Below are 18,360 nucleotides of genomic sequence, written 5' to 3' on the forward strand. Positions count from 1 at the left end.
CCGCTGCAGCGCGCCGGTCCTCCGGGAAGAACCAGCAACGGCCAGCCGCCTGTGGGGACGACCAGCCGTTGCTGTAGTGCTTCGGTGCCTACCGCCTAGAAGACGATCAACACCCAATCGGTGCGACTGGTTGAGCCAGTCACGTTGTCGCCGGCGGGAGTGAACTCCGTGCCAACCCGATGCATACCGCGGTCGAGTTTCGGCAGCATCACCGTCACCTTTCCGTTGTCTGCTTCTTCCAGAGTGACAGTGTCGACCTTCTTGCCATCGACCGTCACCTCTACGGCTCCGGTAGCAGCGTCATCCGCACTCGTGGCGACACGGATCGTCGCACTGACGGTGTTCCATGAGAATGCGACGTGCTTGCTGACCGACAAGCTCACGCTCGAGCTGTACTTCACCATCACCGCTTCTGAAGTGGCGGTTCCGTCAGGCAGGTTGCGCTTGCTCGCGGTGATCACAACCGTGATCGCCTTGCCTTCATCAGCCTCCGTGACCGTGTACTTCTTCTTGTCGGCGCCCGGAATATCGGCGCCATCGGCCTGCCACTGGTAGCTGAACTTGAGTCCGTTAACATCCCACTCACCGGGGGTGGCGGTGAGCTTCTTGCCAACGATGGGCGTGCCGGAGATTGACGGCAGCACAGTGTTTACCGGAGTTCCCGGCAAAACATCCTCTTGAGTGACTACCTCAAGCGCTGTGAACGCACCGGTGTTGCCATAGCTGATGAGGCCAAGGTAACTCGTGAAGGGTGCAAGACCCTCCCACGATGCGGTGTAGGTCACTGGTTCACCCTGCACTCCCGGCAGCACTGCGGGGTTCAGCCCGATGGGCTCACCACCCGGTACGACCGCGTAAGTGCGGAGGTCGAACGCTGTTGCGGGGTTAGCCGCGTACACCGAGGCGATAACGAAGTAGTCACCGGGCGTTGGATCAGCGAGGTTCACTCGCTCATCGGCAGCACCCGAGGCTGACTGCCACCCCGCGATCGGCGTTCCTGCGTCGTTGAGCAGGTACACGATCAGGTCCAGGTCAGCAGTGTCATCAATCGAGTCGAGATCGAATCGCGCATACGTTGTGCCCTCCGGCACGGTCACGTCATAGGTGAACTCATCACCGCTGACGCCCGAACCGGAGTGCTCCGTTTCAGTTCCCGTGGGATCTTCGTGGAAGATTCCCGCGCTGAGCCCGGTCGATGCGAGCGGGATGTCACCCGTTCCACCCGGAGTTACCGTCACGTCAACTGCACCATAAGTTCCGGTGCCGCTCGCCGAATCCGGGGCGACGATTGTGACAGGTCGCACCGCGATGGGGCTGTGTGCGACGGTGTTGCTGCTGGTCCAGACGAGCGTTCCGGTGGTGAACTGGTCGAGCGGAGCATCCGTTCGGCTGAAGGTCACCTCAAAGCTCTGAGTCTCGCCCGCAGCGCCAAACGTCAGCGTTGATGGCGATACTGTCGCGTTGATTCCGGGAATCGAGATCGATGCTTCGAAGGTGCCCGCCTGGGTGGAGGTAACCGTGCGAGTGATCGTTTCTGGGGCCGTCAACGAACCGATACCAATGGATGCCAGGTTGAGGTTGCTGGGATCGATTGCTTCGACTGAGGGGTCGAGCACGTCGTAGCCAGCACCCTCAATGTAGGACAGCCAATCGCCGATGCCGTTCAGGTAGAGCAGGCCAGGTTCAAAGAACTTGGTCGGATCAATGTGGCCAGCACCCTGAGTGAACGGATCGGTCACGGGGTTTCCGTCACCATCAACCGTGTCGTAGGCGGTGGTCATGAACGCCGACTTGATTTCGGCCGGTGTCGCGTTGGGGCGTTCGCCGAGGTACAGCGCGGCGAGACCGGCAACGTGAGGTGATGACATCGAGGTGCCCGACAGCAGTTTGAAGGTCGGTTCTGCGCCGTCAGCGTTGGCACTGGCGGCGAGGATACCCACGCCGGGTGCTGAGATGTCTGGCTTAACGATGTCACTGCCATCAGCGTCAACCGGGCCGCGCGACGAGAAGCCGGCAACCTGTGGTGTCGGCGGCTGGTAGTCCGTCTCGTTACCCGGAGTGAAGGTTGCCGTTGCACCCGCAGTTGCCGCATACGCGAGCACCTGGTCGTGGTAGCGGGCATCCAAGTGCACGGTGGGGATCACGTGAGTGTCGAGGTCAGTCGAGCTCGGCGTTACATTCACCAAGATCGAGCCGATACCTCCGGCACGAGCGACCTCAGCCGACTTGTCGACGCGGGCGATCGCGCCACGCTCACAGACCACGATCTTGCCCTCAACGAGAGTCGGATCGAGAGTGTCTGCCAAGCACAGGTTGGCACTTTCTGCACCGGCGAGCGCGACATCCGCAGCGTTCACGAGCGCACCGGTGAGCGGTTCAGCAGCAGGGTCAAGGTCGACCGTGATGGATGCTCCTGCGAATGCTTGACCGTCGCCGAGAGTGACGGTGGCTTCGTAGTTCGGAATGGTGCTCGCGGCAACGGTGGTAATCCACGGTGCTGCATTGTCGAGGGTGCTTGCGCCCGGGCCAGAGTTACCCGCCGAAGCAGCAACGAAAATACCAGCGGCGGCGGCACCCAAGAATGCCTGGTCGGTCGGCGAGACGGTGCTGCTGGCAGCTCCACCACCGATCGAGTAGTTGATCACGTCAACGCCATCAGCAACAGCCTGGTCGATCGCGGCCAGGAGGTCAGTGGATGCACAACCGTCGTCGCCCGAGCTGACCGGGTCGGGGCCGCTCCAGCAGACCTTGTAGGCGGCGATTTTGGCTGCGGGGGCTACGCCGGAGAAGTATCCGAGTGGGTTTCCGCCAACAGTTGCATCAACTTCGAGGTTTCCGGCTGCGGTGCTCGCGGTGTGCGAACCGTGCCCGTCGCCGTCTCGCGGGGAGACGTACTCGCCGACACTCGCGTCGCCGAGGTTGCCTGCGCCGAAGCCGGCAACGAAGTATCGGGCGCTAATGACTTTGGTGGTGCAATCGTCGGCGGCGAACTGCTCGCCCTCGATGCACGCTCCAGTAAAGGTTTGTCCGTCAGCCTTCTGGAACACAATCGAGTCACCATCGCGGTAGGGAGCCCCACCGGGCGAGGTGCCGAGAGCGTTGCCTGCGAAGGCGGGGTTTTCGGGGGCGAAGCCGGTGTCGAGCACGCCGACAACGATGCCTTCGCCCGCGGTTTCTGCGCCGCCGATAGCTGCCCACACTCCGTCTGCACCTTCAAGTCCGAGGAACTCGGTCGAGCGCTGGGCTGCCGTGATCTTCTTCAACTCGTCGGGAACGATCGACGCAACCAGCTTATTTGCCGAGAGCTTTACTGCCTGCTCTGCAGTGAGATCTGCGGCGAAACCGTTGGTGGCGAGTGTGTAGGAGTACTCGATGTCAGCACCGACGGATGCCGCGGCATCCTCTTGCTTCTCTTCCAAATATTCGGTGTAGTTCTGCACTACTTGTCGGCGAGGGTTGAGTTGCTCGCCGTCGGGTGGTGTCGTCGCGTCAAAGCCGCGAACTCCACCGTCGTAAGTTGCTGCAGCCTGATCCACCATGGTGACGATGTAACGCCCAGGGGTGAATTCAGTTTGGCCGCCGCCACCAATGGATGCTGGTGCAGCTGTGGCGCCGAGTGCGGCGCCGGTAACCAGAGAGGTTGCAACGAGCGTTGTCGCCGCCACAACCGAGATAACTCTTCGAATGCTCACGAATGTTCCTATTCTTCGTTGAATGGGATTACTGATCTGAACTTGCTTGCTTGCGTACTGCTTGCTGGCGGTCGGGCACTCACCAAGTGCCACTATATGTGCGTTCTACCCCCCTACAGGGGGTGCTCCAAACGTCTCGTTATCAAAACGTGACACATTGTCCGCTTTTTGGGGGACAGCCCTTAACTGACACAAGCGCCGCCCGTCTTTAAGACGGGCGGCGCTTGTGTTTAGCGAACTACGCCAACTAGCAGTGTTTGCTAGTTATAGCGTTTCGAGAATTTCGCGCATGAGCTTGGCGGCTTCAGACGGCGTCTTGCCGACCTTCACACCGGCAGCTTCAAGGGCTTCCTTCTTGGCCTGAGCGGTACCGGCAGAGCCAGAAACGATCGCACCGGCGTGACCCATGGTCTTACCCTCGGGAGCCGTGAAACCAGCAACGTAGCCAACAACAGGCTTCGTTACGTGAGCCTTGATGTAGTCAGCGGCACGCTCTTCAGCATCTCCACCAATTTCACCGATCATAACGATTGCCTTGGTCTCAGGGTCAGCCTCGAACGCTTCAAGTGCGTCGATGTGCGTCGTGCCGATGATGGGGTCACCACCGATGCCGATTGCGGTCGAGAATCCGAGGTCACGCAGTTCGTACATCATCTGGTAGGTGAGCGTTCCCGACTTGGAGACGAGACCGATGGGGCCCTTGCCGGTGATGTTCGCGGGCGTGATGCCAACGAGTGCTTCACCGGGGGTGATGATTCCGGGGCAGTTCGGCCCAATGATGCGGGTCTTGTTGCCCTTGTCCTGCGCATAAGCCCAGAACTCGGCGGAGTCGCCGACAGGTACGCCCTCGGTGATGATGACGAGCAGCGGGATCTCAGCGTCGATAGCTTCGACAACGGCATCCTTGGTGAACGCTGGTGGAACGAAAGCGATCGAAACATCCGCCCCCGTCTTCTCCATTGCTTCAGCAACAGAAGCAAACACGGGCAACTCAACATCGCCGCCGTTGTTGTCTCGATGCATAACAGTGGTGCCGGCTTTGCGTGCGTTGACGCCGCCAACGACCTGGGTACCAGCAGCGAGCATGAGGGCGGTGTGCTTGGTGCCCTCACCGCCGGTGATGCCCTGAACGATGACTTTGGAATCCTTGTTGAGGAAAATTGACATGCTCGGTTCCTTACTTCGCGGCGTTGGCGAGTTCGGCGGCCTTGGCGGCGCCCTCGTCCATAGATGCGGCTAGCGTCACGAGGGGGTGGTTCGCTTCAGCAAGAATCGCGCGACCCTCCTCGACCTTGTTGCCGTCGAGACGAACAACGAGTGGCTTGTTGGCTGCACTGCCGAGTTCTGCGAGCGCACCCACAATTCCCTTAGCGACAGCGTCACACGCGGTGATTCCACCGAAGACGTTCACGAACACGCTCTTGACCTGTGGGTCATTGAGAATGACATCGAGACCGGCAGCCATAACCTCTGCGGATGCTCCGCCACCGATGTCGAGGAAGTTGGCTGGCTTCACGTTGCCGTGATCTTCACCAGCGTAAGCAACAACATCCAGCGTCGACATGACGAGGCCAGCACCGTTTCCGATGACACCAACTTCTCCGTCGAGCTTGACATAGTTGAGGCCGTTTGCCTTCGCCTTCGCCTCAAGCGGATCAGCCGCGGCTGCGTCTTCAAGGGACGCGTGCTTGGGGTGCCGGAAGTCAGCGTTCTCGTCGAGTGAAACCTTGCCATCGAGAGCCAGAATCTGGCCGTCTTCGGTGAGTACGAGTGGGTTGACCTCAACGAGTGTTGCGTCTTCGCCCTTATAAACCTCATAGAGCTTCACGAAGACGGGAGCAACCTTGTCGACGAGCTCTACCGGGAACTTGGCAGCCTTGGCGATCTCGGTTGCCTTGGCGAGGTCGATACCCGTCATCGGGTTGATCTCGATCTTGGCGAGAGCTTCGGGGCGCTCAACAGCAAGCACCTCGATCTCGACTCCACCCTCAACGCTGCACAGCGAAAGGTAGGAGCGGTTGGCTCGGTCGAGCAGCACGGAGAAGTAGAACTCTTGCGCGATGCGGGCACCGGCAGCAATCATTACTCGCTTGACCGTGTGGCCGTTGATGTCGAGGCCGAGGATCTGCTCAGCAGCGGCGTAGGCGTCGTCGGCGTTGTGAACAACCTTGACACCACCTGCTTTGCCGCGACCGCCGGACTTGACTTGAGCCTTTACAACAACGGTTCCACCGATTTTCTCGGCTGCCGCTTTGGCTTCTTCTGGTGTGTCGGCAATCAGGCCGGCAAGTACTGGAACGCCATAGGACTCAAATACGTCCCTGGCCTGGTACTCAAATAGATCCACGCTGCTCATTCCAATCCGCGCGTAATGGTGAGTGGGGAAGGCGGCGAAACGGTACCAAATTGGTCGGCCCCTAGAGACGCACGCCAATGGAAAAGCTTACCGTGCCTGACGTTGGGTGTTTTCCGATAGAGGGCTGCAGAGGGCGAAAGATCGGCGAATCTTGTGCTTGGCGGCTCCTAAACTGGCCAAGTGACTGACACCAGCCCTCTCAGAATCGCGGATGTCTCTGCCGACGTTGCTCTGTTGGCTGGCGGCGGCGCAGCCATTCTGTTGCAGATCGCGCACCCTGCTGTTGGGCATGCCGTGTCTGAGCACAGTGACTTTGCGCGACGCCCCTTGGATCGCCTCCACGGCACCCTCACCTACCTGTACGTCACGGTGTACGGCACTCCGGTCGAGGCTGCGGAGGTCGCCCGGCGCGTGGGCGCAGCACATCAACCGGTGCGCTCAGATCGCTACAACGCACGCGACCCGCAACTGCAGTTATGGGTCGCGGCGACTCTCTATGACACTGCGATGCGCGTGCGGGAGCTCGTTTTCGGCCCACTGCGAGACGTGGACGCCGAAGCCCTGCTTGCCGACTACGCGGTGATTGCGACGGCGCTGGGCGTTCCCCGCGCGCTATGGCCCGCAGATCGGGCGGCGTTTGGCCAGTACTGGAACGAAAGCGTGGCCGGGTTGAGCGTCACAAACGCGAGCCAACGAGTTGCCCAGCAGCTGCTGCATCCGACCGGCGGGCCCTGGTGGTTACGGCCAGCAATGCCGCTCGTACGTGTGCTGACTGCAGGATTGCTCAGCGAAGAACTTCGCGCCGCCTACGGGCTCCGCCACAACCAGAAACGTTTCGACCGGATCATGCGGGTCACCCGCGCGATCTACCCTCGGCTGCCACGGTGGGTGCGGTTTGCGGCGCAACGCCGGTATCTCGCGTCTTTCCGCAGGCACCACGGCCACTAGGCGAGAACGAACTCGACCGTTCCGGTAGCGATTTCGGCCGCCACAAGGCGGGCGCGCACAGTGTCTCCCGCCGAAACTTTGCCAGTGATTCTGGCGGTGATTACGGGCTCAGCAATCTGGATGACGCCACCATCAGCGCGCTCAGAAACCACTGTTGCGTCAAACTCGTCGCCCACTCGCGCGCTCAAGAGTGCTGCCTCAATCGCATTGACCGAGGAGCGATCCAGTTGCGAGGCAAAGGAGCTCGTGCGCGCCATAATCTTGGGCAGCTCTGGCAGGGCCTCGCGCACCCACTTCGGCACACCACGCCCCGAGATGATCGCCTCGCACGCTACGAGCACAAAACGATCAACGAGGCGGCGCAGTGGAGCGGTGGCGTGAGCGTAGGGTGCAGCAACGGCAGCCTGAATGGTGTCTTCAGGGTGCTCGCCGTCGAACACGGTGTACGCGGCTCCCCTAAACAGTGACGTGGCGGCGTGAATCGCGGCGAGAGCGCGAGGGTCACTGTGGTCGAGGGCACGCAAATACTCGCCATAGTTCTGGTTCTCGGGCCACGGGCATCCAAGACTCGCAACCTGGCGCCGGAAGTCACCCAGCGTCTCAGGATCGGGCGCCGGCATCGTACGCAGGATGCCCACATTGCCTTCGAGCATGATGCGCGCGGCCTCCATGCCCGTCATGAGTGACACGTGCGCGTTGTACTGCTCAACCGGCAGTGGGCTGCGACGCTCGAGCACGTAGGTGCCGTCGACGAGCACCACTTCTTCGTCGGGACGATTGAGGCTTGCGCCCCCTCGTTGGCGCTCCAACTCGGCACGCAAACGGCCAAATTCGGGCAGCAACGACAGCGACTCGTCTGCCAGCTCGTTATCGAGCAAATCCTGCACTTCGACGTAGTCATACTGGCGACGGTTGCGCACTTGGGCACGCACGAGAGTCGTCGCGGTGACCGCACCCGTGGCATCCAAGTCAAAGGTCCACACGAAGGCTGGTCGGGTGGCACCGGCGAGCAATGATGCGGCATCTTCGCTGATCACAGTGGGGTGCAGCGGAACTCGACCACCGGGCGCATACAGCGTCTGCCCACGTTTGCGAGCCTCCGCATCGACGGCTAAACCGGGCCACACAAATGCGGGAACTTCGGCAATTGCGTACATCACGCGCAGCGTCGCGCCGGTGCGCTCCAGATAGAGAGCCTGGTCGAGGTCGGTTGCCCCCTCAGGGTCGATCGTCGCGAACGGGATGTCGGTGAGATCAAGCTCGGGTGGCTCATAGGCAGCAACTGCAGCGTCAGCCGCTTCCTCAACCTCAGCACTGAACTTGGTGGGCAGCTTGAGGTCTACACGCACCTGCACGAGCGCTGCGGCGAGCTCATCATCGGTGTCGAGCGGACGAACGCGCGGAACTACAAGCCGCACTTCTCCGTGCGCGATAATGCCCGACTGGTCATGGCTTTCAGAATCAAAGTTTCTCAATGGGAGCAATCTTGATCAGCAGACGCTTCCGTCCGGCGGTATCGAATTGAACGTCGGCGATGCTCTTGGGGCCGTTACCGCTCACCTGATTCACAGTGCCATCACCAAAGTCAGTGTGACGGATGCGGTCGCCCGCCGCCAGCGTGAGATCACCATTGTCGCGAACCGTTGCCGTGATCGCATTGGCCCATTCGGTCTTCGCGCGCGGTGGAGCGGGAGGCAAACCGCCCGACGCTGCCTCGCGCAGCGAACCGGCCCACGAGCCACCGCCACCACTGCCACGGCGTGCATTGAGCGAACGAGACTGTGGGCCGCCACGCGAGTTGGACATGCCCGGAGACTGCTTCCACTCAATAAGATCTGCCGGAATTTCTTGCAAAAAACGGCTCGGCATTGCCACATTGACCTCGCCAAACTGGGCACGAGTCATCGCCAGGGAAAGGAACAGTCGTTTGCGAGCACGCGTGATTCCCACATAGAAAAGTCGACGCTCTTCGGCCGGCCCACCAGGCTCATTCGCCGACATGCGGTGCGGAAGCAGATCTTCTTCAACACCGGTCACGAACACCGAATCGTATTCGAGGCCCTTAGCCGTGTGCAGCGTCATGAGTGAAACGGTGCCGCTCGAGTCATCCAAATCATCGGCCGCAGCTACGAGAGATACCTCAGTGAGGAAGTCGAGCAGGGTGCCGTCTGGATTGTTCTTGCCGAACTCCTTCGTGACGGCAACGAGTTCATCAACGTTTTCGGCACGAGCCTCATCTTGCGGATCGAGTGACGCCCGCAGCGTGCGCACGTAACCCGAGCGCTCCAACAATTCGCTCAGAATGTCAGCGGGCTTCGCGGTCTCCACCTTCGCCATCACTTCATCAAGCAAGCGGGCAAGATCAACGATCGCCTTGGTGACCTTGGGGCCGAGGCCAAGCTCGGCTGCGTTGCGCATCGCGTCGCGCAAGGTCACTCCACGGTCATCCGCCCACGCCTGCAGCGCCGACTCAGTTGCCGGGCCGATGCCGCGCTTAGGGGTGTTCATGATGCGACGCAAAGCCAGAGGATCCGCCGGGTTGGCGACCGCAATCAGGTAGCCAAAGGCATCTTTGATCTCTGCGCGCTCGTAGAACTTTGTTCCGCCAAGCACCCGATACGGGAGAGCCGCGCGAATGAAAATCTCTTCAAGGGCACGGGTCTGCGAGTTGGTGCGATAGAAGACGGCAACGTCTTTATACGCGACGCCCTCGTCATGAAGCTTCTGAACCTCATCCGCAATAAACTGCGCTTCGTCGTGCCCCGAGTACCCGGTGAAGCCGACGATCTTGTCGCCAACACCGATCGTCGTGAACAGCTTCTTGTCTTTGCGATCAAAGTTGTTCGAAATCACCGCGTTGGCGGCATCCAAAATCGTCTGCGTCGAGCGGTAATTCTGTTCGAGAAGAATCACTGTCGAGCGGGGAAAGTCTCGCTCGAATTCAACGATGTTGCGGATGTCGGCTCCGCGGAACGCATAAATGGACTGGTCGCTGTCACCAACAACGGTCAGCGACGCGGCCTCTGCTTCGGTGCTGCTGCCCTGCACGAGCATGCCCTGCGACGATTCGAACTGCTCGGGAGCCGGCGGCCTCGTCAGTTCACGGATCAGCGAGTACTGAGCGTGGTTAGTGTCCTGGTACTCATCGACAAGGATGTGCTTGAAGCGGCGCTGGTAGGTGGCCGCGATCTGCGGGAAGGCGCGGAACAGGTACACCGTTTGGCCGATGAGGTCATCAAAGTCGAAGGCGTTGGCGTCGCTGAGTCCGCGCGTGTAGCGACGGAAAACTTCAAGGAACTTCTTCTCCGCTGGGTCGCTGAGATTGGCATCCCGAGCAAAACCGTCTACGTCGGTTAGCTCGTTCTTGAGCTGTGAAATGCGGTTTGCTGCCTTGCTGACGGTCAACCCGTACATGTCGGCGTCGAGCTCTTTAAGAATTCGCTTGAGCAGCGCTTTGCTGTCGGCGGAGTCATAGATGGTGAAGTTTTTGGAGAAGCCGAACGCTTCTGCTTCGCGACGAAGAATGCGCACGCACGCGGAATGGAACGTGGAGATCCACATTCCCTCGGCGGTGTTGCCCACAATGGCGCCAACCCGTTCGCGCATTTCGGCTGCGGCCTTATTGGTGAACGTGATGGCGAGAATCTGGCTCGGCCAGGCCTCCCTCGAGCGCAGCAGCCCCGCGATTCGACGAGTGAGAACGCTCGTCTTGCCCGATCCTGCACCGGCCACAATCAGCAGCGATGGGCCACGGTATTCCACGGCCTCGCGTTGACGAGGGTTGAGCCCGTCGAGCAGGGGGTCGCGAACGGAATCGCCGTCGGCAGAACGGCCAGGGTCAGAGGGGTCAAAAACTGTCGTCATGGCCTCTCGACTCTACCCGCGCGCGGTGACGGCGAGGTCGGGTTGGTCGGCAAATACTCCATCGAGACCGGAATCCATGAGCGTGCGAAACTCGCCAAGCCAATCGCCGAACTGCTCGGGCTGTTTGCTCGAGCGCAGGTTCTTAGGCAAGAAACGATTCTCGGCCCGCAACGTCCAACAGAACACCAACAACCCTGCAGCGTGCGCTCTGGACACCAGATCGTTGGTGCCGGTGAGATTGCCCGGTAAGTCTTTGACCATGAGCATCTTCTTGTCGACACTGATTCCGTCGACTTCGTGCGCAAGCTGGGCAAGCCCTTCCTCGCTCAGATGCTCTGCATAGTTGCGCGCCTGGGCGCCGAATCGCGCAACCAGATCCGAGGGTGCTCCGTTACTTTCGAGCAAGAACACCAACTTGCCGGGGATGCCACGATTCCGGATGCGGTGCAAGACACTCTGTTCAAACGATTCGATGATGAGGTTGTCGGCTGTCGCCCAGCCGCTCACCTCTCTGGCGAAGAGCTCGTCGAGCGGCAAGCCGATCGACTCGAAGTAGCTCGCATGCTTGATCTCAGCCACGACTTGGAGGGTGCGTCGCTGTGCCTCGGGATGCTGGTCCACGATCTCGAGCAGATCGCTGAGCCGCAGAATCGGTTCGCTGTCGTTGAACGCGGTGTTGTCTTTGCGCACTTCTGGCAGTCGTTCGCGGGCGCGCAGCGTGGCCAGTTCAGCCCACGTGAAGTCTTCGGTGAACCACCCCGTCATCACGGTGCCGTCGATTGTCTTGGAGGTACGACGATCCGCAAATTCGGGATGATCGGCGACGTTGGTCGTGCCCGAGATTTCGTTCTCGTGGCGCAGCACAAGCACGCCGTCACGGGTCGCGACAATGTCGGGTTCTACGGCATCCGCCCCGAGAGCGAACGCGAGATCGTAGGCAGCGTTGGTGTGCTCTGGGCGGTAGCCGCTGGCTCCGCGATGCCCGATCACAAGCGGGCTGGTGGTGGTGCTCATCGAGTCAAGAATATGCCGAAGTTCGGCTGCGACTAATATTTGGGTATGCCCGAATGCGCGTCGTGCGCGGCCCCAGTGCAGCCGGAGTGGAAATTCTGCGTCTATTGCGGTGAACCCACCTCGGCGGATGCGACGCGCCCGGCCCCGCTGGCGGCCCCTCGTACGAACCCGATGGCGATCATCGCCCTCGCGTTGGCTGCGATCACTGGGGCTCCCGCGCTGATCTTCGGTCACGTGGCGATACAACAAATCAAAGAAACCGGCGAACGCGGGCTGCTCATGGCTCGAATCGCGACAGTTCTTGGCTACGTATGGCTCGTGGTCTGGAGCATTGTGCTGTATTCTCTCCTCACCAATGGCCGCTAGTACAACGGCGCTCGCCCGCCGTTGGGAGCCGGCGCGACATCTCCCGCTGAAGTGGGGTCACTACAACGACCGCTACTTTGCTGGCCTTGTCTTGATCATCGCCGGGGCGATGCACCTTCAAGGCGCCAATAACTACACGCTGATCATTTTGCTCATCGGCACCACATCGACGGCTGTTGGGTGGTCGATCATGCCCGCCCGAGGTTGGCGACGGATGATCGTAGTGCTGCCCACCATTAGCCAGATCTGGATCATGCTCACCGGCCCGATGTCGATGTGGACGCTGAGCATTCCACTGCTCGCCTGGCTTATCGTGCGACACCGACCGCCCATTTCTTATCTCGCGCTCGCGTTGCCGATCACCAACGGAATCATCCTCCCGCGGTTCTTTCAGGAATACTCCTCGATGCCCGAAGCGCTCGCTATCTCAGCGGTCGTACTGGTGGCGGCCGCTTGGCTTGCACGGGCGATCGCTCACAGCGCAGCATCCCGACGCTAAAATCCGGCAATTCTCAGCGAACTCCGGTAGTTTTGACGTGCGTCATTAACGTGTGGCGCCACACCAAACAGAGGAATCATGGCACTCAATAACCCCGCTTTCTCCCGCGATGCTGCGTTTAGCTCGCGCGGCGGAATCGCCGTAGCGAACCAGGTCTCGAACCAGCAACTCAACGACATGTACAGCCGTGAGTCGACTCCCGCATCGGGCGACGTCATGACGGTTGAAGACACCATCGCCAAGACCGTCGGCGCTTTCGCGCTTCTGCTCATCGGCGCAGCAATTAGCTGGGTGATCGCCCCGTCAATGCCGTTCCTGTGGATCGGCGCCGGAATCATCGGTTTCGTGCTCGCCCTCGTCAACATCTTCAAGAAGCAGCCCTCTGGTGCTCTCGTTTTGGCGTACTCCGCCGTTGAAGGTGTCTTTGTTGGTGGCATCTCGCGCTTCTTCGAGAACGCCTATGGCGGCGTCGTTGCGCAGGCGGTCATCGCGACAATCGTCGTCGTCGGGGTCACTCTCGCGCTCTTCGCAAGCGGCAAGATTCGCGCCTCCAAGAAAGCCACCAAGGTCTTCATGATCGCGATGGTCGGCTACGTCGTGTTCTCGCTCGTGAACTTCGTCATGATACTCACTGGCGCGACCGACGACGCCTTCGGGCTCCGCAGCGCCGAGATTCCGTTCCTCGGCATCCCCTTCGGAGTTGTTCTCGGTGTTCTCGTCGTCATCATGGCGGCGTACTCGCTCGTGCTCGACTTCGACTTCATCCAGAAGGGTGCCGCTAACGGCGCACCTCGCGTATTTGGGTGGAAGGGTGCCTTCGGTATCATGGTCACCGTCATCTGGCTGTACCTCGAACTGCTGCGCATGTTCGCAATCATCCGCGACTAACTAGCCCAGTCCTATAAACGCAGAAAGCTCCCGCCACTCCGGCAGTAGCCGAGTGGCGGGAGCTTTCGCTTTAACGAGCTATTCCCACTCAATAGTTCCCGGTGGCTTCGACGTGACGTCGAGCACAACGCGGTTCACGCCGTCCACCTCATTGGTGATGCGGTTCGAGATCTTCGCGAGCACGTCATACGGCAGGCGCGTCCAGTCGGCGGTCATCGCATCCTCGGATGACACAGGGCGCAAAACGATCGGGTGACCGTAGGTGCGGCCATCGCCCTGCACTCCCACCGAACGCACGTCGGCGAGGAGCACTACGGGGCACTGCCAGATCGTGTCATCGAGACCGGCTGCGGTGAGTTCGGCGCGAGCAATTGCATCCGCCTTGCGCAGCAGTTCGAGACGATCGAACGTGACCTCACCGATGATCCGGATGCCGAGGCCGGGCCCAGGGAACGGCTGGCGGCCGACAATAACTTCGGGCAATCCCAGCTCGCGGCCAATCGCACGTACTTCATCCTTGAACAGGGTGCGCAGTGGCTCGACGAGGTCGAACTGCAAGTCTTCGGGGAGCCCGCCAACGTTGTGGTGACTCTTGATGTTGGCGGTGCCGGTTCCTCCGCCACTTTCGACAACATCCGGGTACAGGGTGCCCTGCACGAGGAACTTCACCGTGTCTTCACTGCCCTGAGTCTCGAGCACGAGCGCCTCAGCGGCGTTCTCGAAGCTGCGAATGAACTCGCGGCCGATGATCTTGCGCTTCGTTTCGGGGTCAGTGACTCCGGCGAGAGCATCCATGAACTGGTCAACAGCATCGACGGTGACAAGACGAACACCTGTCGAAGCCACGTAATCTTCTTCAACCTGACGGCGCTCATCCTGACGAAGCAGACCGTGGTCAACGAAGATGCAGACGAGCTGATCGCCAACGGCCTCGTGCACAATTGCGGCAGCCACGGCCGAGTCGACTCCACCCGAAAGACCACAGATAACGCGGGCCGAACCAACCTGCTCGCGGATGCGGGCAACCTGTTCAGTAATAACGTTGCCGCTGTTCCAGTCGGCCGGAATTCCTGCAGCATCGTGCAAGAAGTTCTCGAGCACACTCTGACCGAACTCGGAGTGCTTCACCTCGGGGTGCCACTGCACTCCGTAAAGCCCACGTTCAGTGCTGGCAAACGCAGCGACCGGAGTGGCCTCACTGCTCGCCAGAACAACAAAGCCCTCAGGGGCTTCGGTAACAGCATCGCCGTGACTCATCCACACCGTCTGGTTGATCGGTTGCTTGCCCAACAGCGAACCACCATCACCCTGCACGGTCATGTCGGTCGCGCCATACTCGCGCAGCCCCGTCTTGGAGACGGTGCCCCCGAGCTGACTGGCCATTACCTGAAAGCCGTAGCAAATGCCGAAAACCGGGATGCCCAACTGAAGGATGCCGGGGTCGAGGTCAGGCGAACCGGGCTCGTAGACACTCGACGGGCCACCACTCAGAACGATGCCCGCGGGATTCTTCGCGGCGATCTCCTCAGCGGTAATGGTGTGAGGAACAATCTCGCTGTACACGTTTGCCTCACGCACGCGACGCGCGATGAGCTGTGCATACTGAGCGCCAAAGTCGACAACGAGAACGGGACGAGCGTTCGTGTCTGCGGAAGCGGCCGTGGCCGTGGCCGTGGCCGTGGAATCGGTCATGCGGAAGCCTTTGCGGAGTCGGCGCCCGCCGCTTTCACGGCTGCAGCGGATTCAATACGGGCAAGTTTCGCTTCAACGAAACGAGGAACCTGGCGCTCCAAGAAGAACGACAGCAACGGGATGACACCACCGAGAGCGATGTACAAGAACCGCAAGAATGAGAAGCGCGTCAAGCGCCAGAGCACGAAGTCGGCTGCGACGTAAAAGACGTAGAGCCAGCCGTGCACCATCAGGATGATAGTCGAGACGTTGATGCCCTGCACCAGCTCTTTCGGCGTCAACGTGAGGAAACCGGCCGGGCCGTTCAGCTCAATGTCGCCGCCGAGCCCATAACGGAAAAACATCATGAGCACGAGCACGAGCAGGAAGCTGCCGGTGATGATCGATGACACCTTGTAGAACGAGAGAGTGCGACGAATGCGCGGGAAATCAGAAATCCGGGGACCGAGAGCCATGGCTCTAGTCTACGGCCGCAAAGGTTCCACACCTTCGCGCTCCTCTTCCCACACATCCCGCACAAGGCGATACCAGAGGAAGACCGCGAAGCCAGCAAAGACGACCCACTCCACTGCGTAAAACACGTTGAGCAGATTGAGCGAAACTTCCGTAATTGGCGGTGGCGAATCGATTGCTTCGAGGCCCGCTGGCGGGTCGAAGTTCACGACGTAACCCCCATAGGTTCCTGCAGGAACTTCTTGCCACAGGTTCACGAGCTCCGAGACCGCGAGGGCGCTGCGGACTCCCGATTCGAAATCGGACACTTGCGCCGACTCGGTTGGCAGCAGGCGACCGGTGATGGTCGAGGTCGGTGGTGAGGCTTCAAGCTGAGCAACGGCGGATGCCGCAACATCTGCCGACGACGCCCACCCGAGTGCAATAGCGATGCTTGCCCCGCTGGGCTCCAGGCCATGGCCGACAACCCAGTAGCCCATCCCAGCGGTGTTGCGGCGTTCGGCGAGCACGACATAGTCGCCGGGAACGAGTTCCGCGCTGAAGCTCACCGACTGTCCGGTGGTTACCGAGGCGAGAGGCTCCTGTGCGGTCGCAACCGAGTCGAGCGCGACAACTGTTTCACTCTGTTGCTCGGTGATCTCGCCGCCTTCAAGGCTGCGACTCAATTGCCACTGACCGAGGGCAGCGAAGCTCGACGCGATAGCGAGTGCCAGGATGAGGGCGCCGATCCAGCGTGGTCGTCGTGCGATCTGCCACATTGTTGCCGGTATTGCCGGCGCCGCTGGCGAAGAAACCGTCGTACTCACTCGTTAACGATATCTGGTGCTTCGAGGCGAACCCTGTCAGCCGACTCATCATCGGGCTGCTTCTGGCTAGCGATCTCGGCTTCAACCCGCTGAAGATAGCGCTCGACTTCGGTGGCAGTGCGTGCCTCATCCCACCCCAAAACCCCGGCCATTAGCTCTGCCGCGACAGGCGCGGCTGAGACGCCACGATCCCATGCCTCAATCGATATACGAGTGCGGCGGGCCAAGACATCATCCAAGTGAAGGGCGCCCTCGTGGCTAGCCGCATAGACGACTTCGGCCGCAATGTAGTCATCCGCGCCTGGCAGAGCCTCAGCGAGTTGTGGATTGCTGCGAACGAGTCCGAGCACTTCAGAAGCGAGCACACCGTAGCGATTCAGCAGGTGTTCGACCCGGGACCGGTGCAAGCCAAAGGTGCGCGCGAGTGTCGCGCGCTTGTTCCACGCGACACGGTATCCCTCAGCACCGAGCAGTGCGACATCTTCGGTGATGCTCGGCGAGATCTTACCGTCGAGAGCGTCCACTGCGGCGTCTACCGCGTCCTTCGCCATGATGCGGTAGGTCGTCCACTTGCCGCCGGCAACGACAACCAAACCGGGCACGCTGTGAGCGACGATGTGTTCGCGACTGAGCTTGGAGGTGAGGTCAGACTCCCCCGCGAGCAACGGACGTAGCCCCGCGAATACGCCCTCAACGTCGTCGCGCGTGAGCGGCACAGCGAGTACTTTGTTGACACGTTCGAGCAAATAGTCGATGTCTGCTGCGGTGGCAGCGGGGTGAGCCTTGTCGAGTTCCCAGTCGGTATCTGTCGTGCCAATAAGCCAGTGTCGGCCCCACGGGATCACGAACAGCACACTCTTCTCGGTGCGCAACAGCAGCCCAAGCTTCGACTGGAAGCGATCGCGAGGCACAACCAGGTGAACACCCTTCGACGCCCGCACCCTGAATTGTCCGCGTTCGCCAACCATGGCCTGAGTATCGTCGGTCCATACTCCAGTCGCATTCACGACCTGCTTGGCCCGAATCTCAAATTTTTCACCGGTCTCGAGATCGTGAGCCATCACCCCGACGACGCGCTCTCCAACCTTCACGAAGTCCTCGACCCGAACCCGGTTCGCCACGTGGGCGCCATAGAAGCTCGCGGTGCGCGCAAGAGTCGATACGTAGCGCGCATCATCGACCTGCGCATCGTAATAGGTGAGGCCACCCCGGAAGGCGTCAGCGCGCAAACTCGGTGCGGCGCGCAACATCTGTCCGCGGGTCAAATGACGGTGATGCGGCACCCCGGGGGGTCGCCCACCCGAATAGCTGAGAAGGTCATACAACAACATTCCCGCACCGATATATAGCCGTTCAAAAATCGGTTTCGTCACTGGGTATAGAAATTGAACGGGCCGCACCAGATGCGGGGCAATGCGCTGCAAGAGCAGTCCACGTTCCTTGAGAGCTTCGCGCACTAGGCGAAAATTGAGTTGCTCCAAGTAGCGAATGCCACCGTGCACCAATTTGGATGACCGGCTCGACGTGCCCGAGGCCCAGTCACGCGCCTCAACCATTCCGACGTTGAGGCCGCGCGTTGCAGCGTCCAACGCACTGCCCGTGCCGACGATACCGCCACCGATTACGAGGATGTCGAGTTCGGTGTCACGCAGGGCCGCGATTGCGCCGGCACGCTGTTCGGCGCTCAGCGCTGCTGTCTGGGGTATCGATTGGGGCTTAGCCATGGACAAATCCTCCAGTGTGCGGCTGATCTCTACCTGCGAACTGCTCTTCCTGAGAGCC

General features: G+C 60.7%; 14 protein-coding genes. 4 read left to right on the plus strand and 10 right to left on the minus strand.

Translation table 11 applies throughout. From position 1 onward, the window contains the following. Nucleotides 1–95 precede the first annotated feature (95 nt). The 3 genes from ACTJJW_RS00665 to sucC form a co-directional block, all read right to left on the minus strand. The gene (locus ACTJJW_RS00665; protein WP_462642065.1) at nucleotides 96–3,692 is read right to left on the minus strand and encodes a S8 family serine peptidase; all 3,597 of its coding nucleotides are present in this window, start codon (nucleotides 3,690–3,692) and stop codon (nucleotides 96–98) included. A gap of 264 nt (nucleotides 3,693–3,956) precedes the next feature. Then, nucleotides 3,957–4,859 carry a succinate--CoA ligase subunit alpha gene (gene sucD / locus ACTJJW_RS00670; RefSeq protein WP_462642066.1) on the minus strand — a complete coding sequence of 301 codons (903 nt, stop codon included), beginning with the start codon at nucleotides 4,857–4,859 and terminating at the stop codon, nucleotides 3,957–3,959. A gap of 10 nt (nucleotides 4,860–4,869) precedes the next feature. Beyond that, nucleotides 4,870–6,039, minus strand: a complete 1,170-nt coding sequence (gene sucC / locus ACTJJW_RS00675; protein WP_462642471.1) for an ADP-forming succinate--CoA ligase subunit beta — start codon at nucleotides 6,037–6,039, stop codon at nucleotides 4,870–4,872. Between the two features lie 189 nt (nucleotides 6,040–6,228). On the opposite strand from sucC, the gene ACTJJW_RS00680 reads away from it, so the two are divergent. Next, on the plus strand, nucleotides 6,229–6,996 hold the full coding sequence (locus tag ACTJJW_RS00680; protein ID WP_462642067.1) for an oxygenase MpaB family protein: 768 nt from the start codon (nucleotides 6,229–6,231) through the stop codon (nucleotides 6,994–6,996). On the opposite strand, the gene ACTJJW_RS00685 is transcribed toward ACTJJW_RS00680, so the two are convergent. From ACTJJW_RS00685 to ACTJJW_RS00695, 3 genes are read right to left on the minus strand one after another with little or no spacing between them, the layout of a single operon-like run. Beyond that, nucleotides 6,993–8,429 carry an RNB domain-containing ribonuclease gene (locus tag ACTJJW_RS00685; protein ID WP_462642472.1) on the minus strand — a complete coding sequence of 479 codons (1,437 nt, stop codon included), beginning with the start codon at nucleotides 8,427–8,429 and terminating at the stop codon, nucleotides 6,993–6,995. The two genes, ACTJJW_RS00680 and ACTJJW_RS00685, sit on opposite strands and share 4 nt — an antisense overlap. A 28-nt stretch (nucleotides 8,430–8,457) precedes the next feature. Further along, nucleotides 8,458–10,860 carry an ATP-dependent helicase gene (locus tag ACTJJW_RS00690; RefSeq protein ID WP_462642068.1) on the minus strand — a complete coding sequence of 801 codons (2,403 nt, stop codon included), beginning with the start codon at nucleotides 10,858–10,860 and terminating at the stop codon, nucleotides 8,458–8,460. Between the two features lie 12 nt (nucleotides 10,861–10,872). Continuing rightward, complete coding sequence (locus ACTJJW_RS00695) at nucleotides 10,873–11,874, minus strand: glycerophosphodiester phosphodiesterase family protein (protein ID WP_462642069.1); 1,002 nt, start codon at nucleotides 11,872–11,874, stop codon at nucleotides 10,873–10,875. 45 nt (nucleotides 11,875–11,919) lie between these two features. On the opposite strand from ACTJJW_RS00695, the gene ACTJJW_RS00700 reads away from it, so the two are divergent. The 3 genes from ACTJJW_RS00700 (at nucleotide 11,920) to ACTJJW_RS00710 (ending at nucleotide 13,627) form a co-directional block, all read left to right on the plus strand. Beyond that, nucleotides 11,920–12,240 carry a DUF4190 domain-containing protein gene (locus tag ACTJJW_RS00700; protein WP_462642070.1) on the plus strand — a complete coding sequence of 107 codons (321 nt, stop codon included), beginning with the start codon at nucleotides 11,920–11,922 and terminating at the stop codon, nucleotides 12,238–12,240. After that, complete coding sequence (locus tag ACTJJW_RS00705; RefSeq protein ID WP_462642071.1) at nucleotides 12,230–12,739, plus strand: hypothetical protein; 510 nt, start codon at nucleotides 12,230–12,232, stop codon at nucleotides 12,737–12,739. Before ACTJJW_RS00700 ends, ACTJJW_RS00705 begins: the two co-directional genes overlap by 11 nt. A gap of 78 nt (nucleotides 12,740–12,817) precedes the next feature. Then, nucleotides 12,818–13,627 carry a Bax inhibitor-1/YccA family protein gene (locus tag ACTJJW_RS00710; RefSeq protein ID WP_462642072.1) on the plus strand — a complete coding sequence of 270 codons (810 nt, stop codon included), beginning with the start codon at nucleotides 12,818–12,820 and terminating at the stop codon, nucleotides 13,625–13,627. Between the two features lie 78 nt (nucleotides 13,628–13,705). On the opposite strand, the gene guaA is transcribed toward ACTJJW_RS00710, so the two are convergent. From guaA to ACTJJW_RS00730, 4 genes are read right to left on the minus strand one after another with little or no spacing between them, the layout of a single operon-like run. Continuing rightward, nucleotides 13,706–15,319 carry a glutamine-hydrolyzing GMP synthase gene (gene guaA, locus ACTJJW_RS00715; protein ID WP_462642073.1) on the minus strand — a complete coding sequence of 538 codons (1,614 nt, stop codon included), beginning with the start codon at nucleotides 15,317–15,319 and terminating at the stop codon, nucleotides 13,706–13,708. Further along, on the minus strand, nucleotides 15,316–15,774 hold the full coding sequence (locus ACTJJW_RS00720; protein ID WP_462642074.1) for a DUF3817 domain-containing protein: 459 nt from the start codon (nucleotides 15,772–15,774) through the stop codon (nucleotides 15,316–15,318). Before ACTJJW_RS00720 ends, guaA begins: the two co-directional genes overlap by 4 nt. A 9-nt stretch (nucleotides 15,775–15,783) precedes the next feature. Then, on the minus strand, nucleotides 15,784–16,578 hold the full coding sequence (locus ACTJJW_RS00725) for an SURF1 family protein (RefSeq protein WP_462642075.1): 795 nt from the start codon (nucleotides 16,576–16,578) through the stop codon (nucleotides 15,784–15,786). Next, nucleotides 16,575–18,302 (minus strand): glycerol-3-phosphate dehydrogenase/oxidase, encoded by a 1,728-nt coding sequence (locus ACTJJW_RS00730; protein ID WP_462642076.1) that lies wholly within the window; start codon nucleotides 18,300–18,302, stop codon nucleotides 16,575–16,577. Before ACTJJW_RS00730 ends, ACTJJW_RS00725 begins: the two co-directional genes overlap by 4 nt. Between the last annotated feature and the right edge of the window lie 58 nt (nucleotides 18,303–18,360).

It is taken from the genome of Rhodoglobus galactosidasius, assembly GCF_054957775.1.

Coding starts and splice junctions, on each gene's coding strand:
- sucD (WP_462642066.1), bottom strand. CDS start 4,859: ATGTCAATTTTCCTCAACAAGGATTCCAAAGTCATCGTTCAGGGCATC.
- ACTJJW_RS00690 (WP_462642068.1), bottom strand. CDS start 10,860: ATGACGACAGTTTTTGACCCCTCTGACCCTGGCCGTTCTGCCGACGGC.
- ACTJJW_RS00695 (WP_462642069.1), bottom strand. CDS start 11,874: ATGAGCACCACCACCAGCCCGCTTGTGATCGGGCATCGCGGAGCCAGC.
- ACTJJW_RS00700 (WP_462642070.1), top strand. CDS start 11,920: ATGCCCGAATGCGCGTCGTGCGCGGCCCCAGTGCAGCCGGAGTGGAAA.
- ACTJJW_RS00705 (WP_462642071.1), top strand. CDS start 12,230: ATGGCCGCTAGTACAACGGCGCTCGCCCGCCGTTGGGAGCCGGCGCGA.
- ACTJJW_RS00710 (WP_462642072.1), top strand. CDS start 12,818: ATGGCACTCAATAACCCCGCTTTCTCCCGCGATGCTGCGTTTAGCTCG.
- guaA (WP_462642073.1), bottom strand. CDS start 15,319: ATGACCGATTCCACGGCCACGGCCACGGCCACGGCCGCTTCCGCAGAC.
- ACTJJW_RS00720 (WP_462642074.1), bottom strand. CDS start 15,774: ATGGCTCTCGGTCCCCGGATTTCTGATTTCCCGCGCATTCGTCGCACT.
- ACTJJW_RS00730 (WP_462642076.1), bottom strand. CDS start 18,302: ATGGCTAAGCCCCAATCGATACCCCAGACAGCAGCGCTGAGCGCCGAA.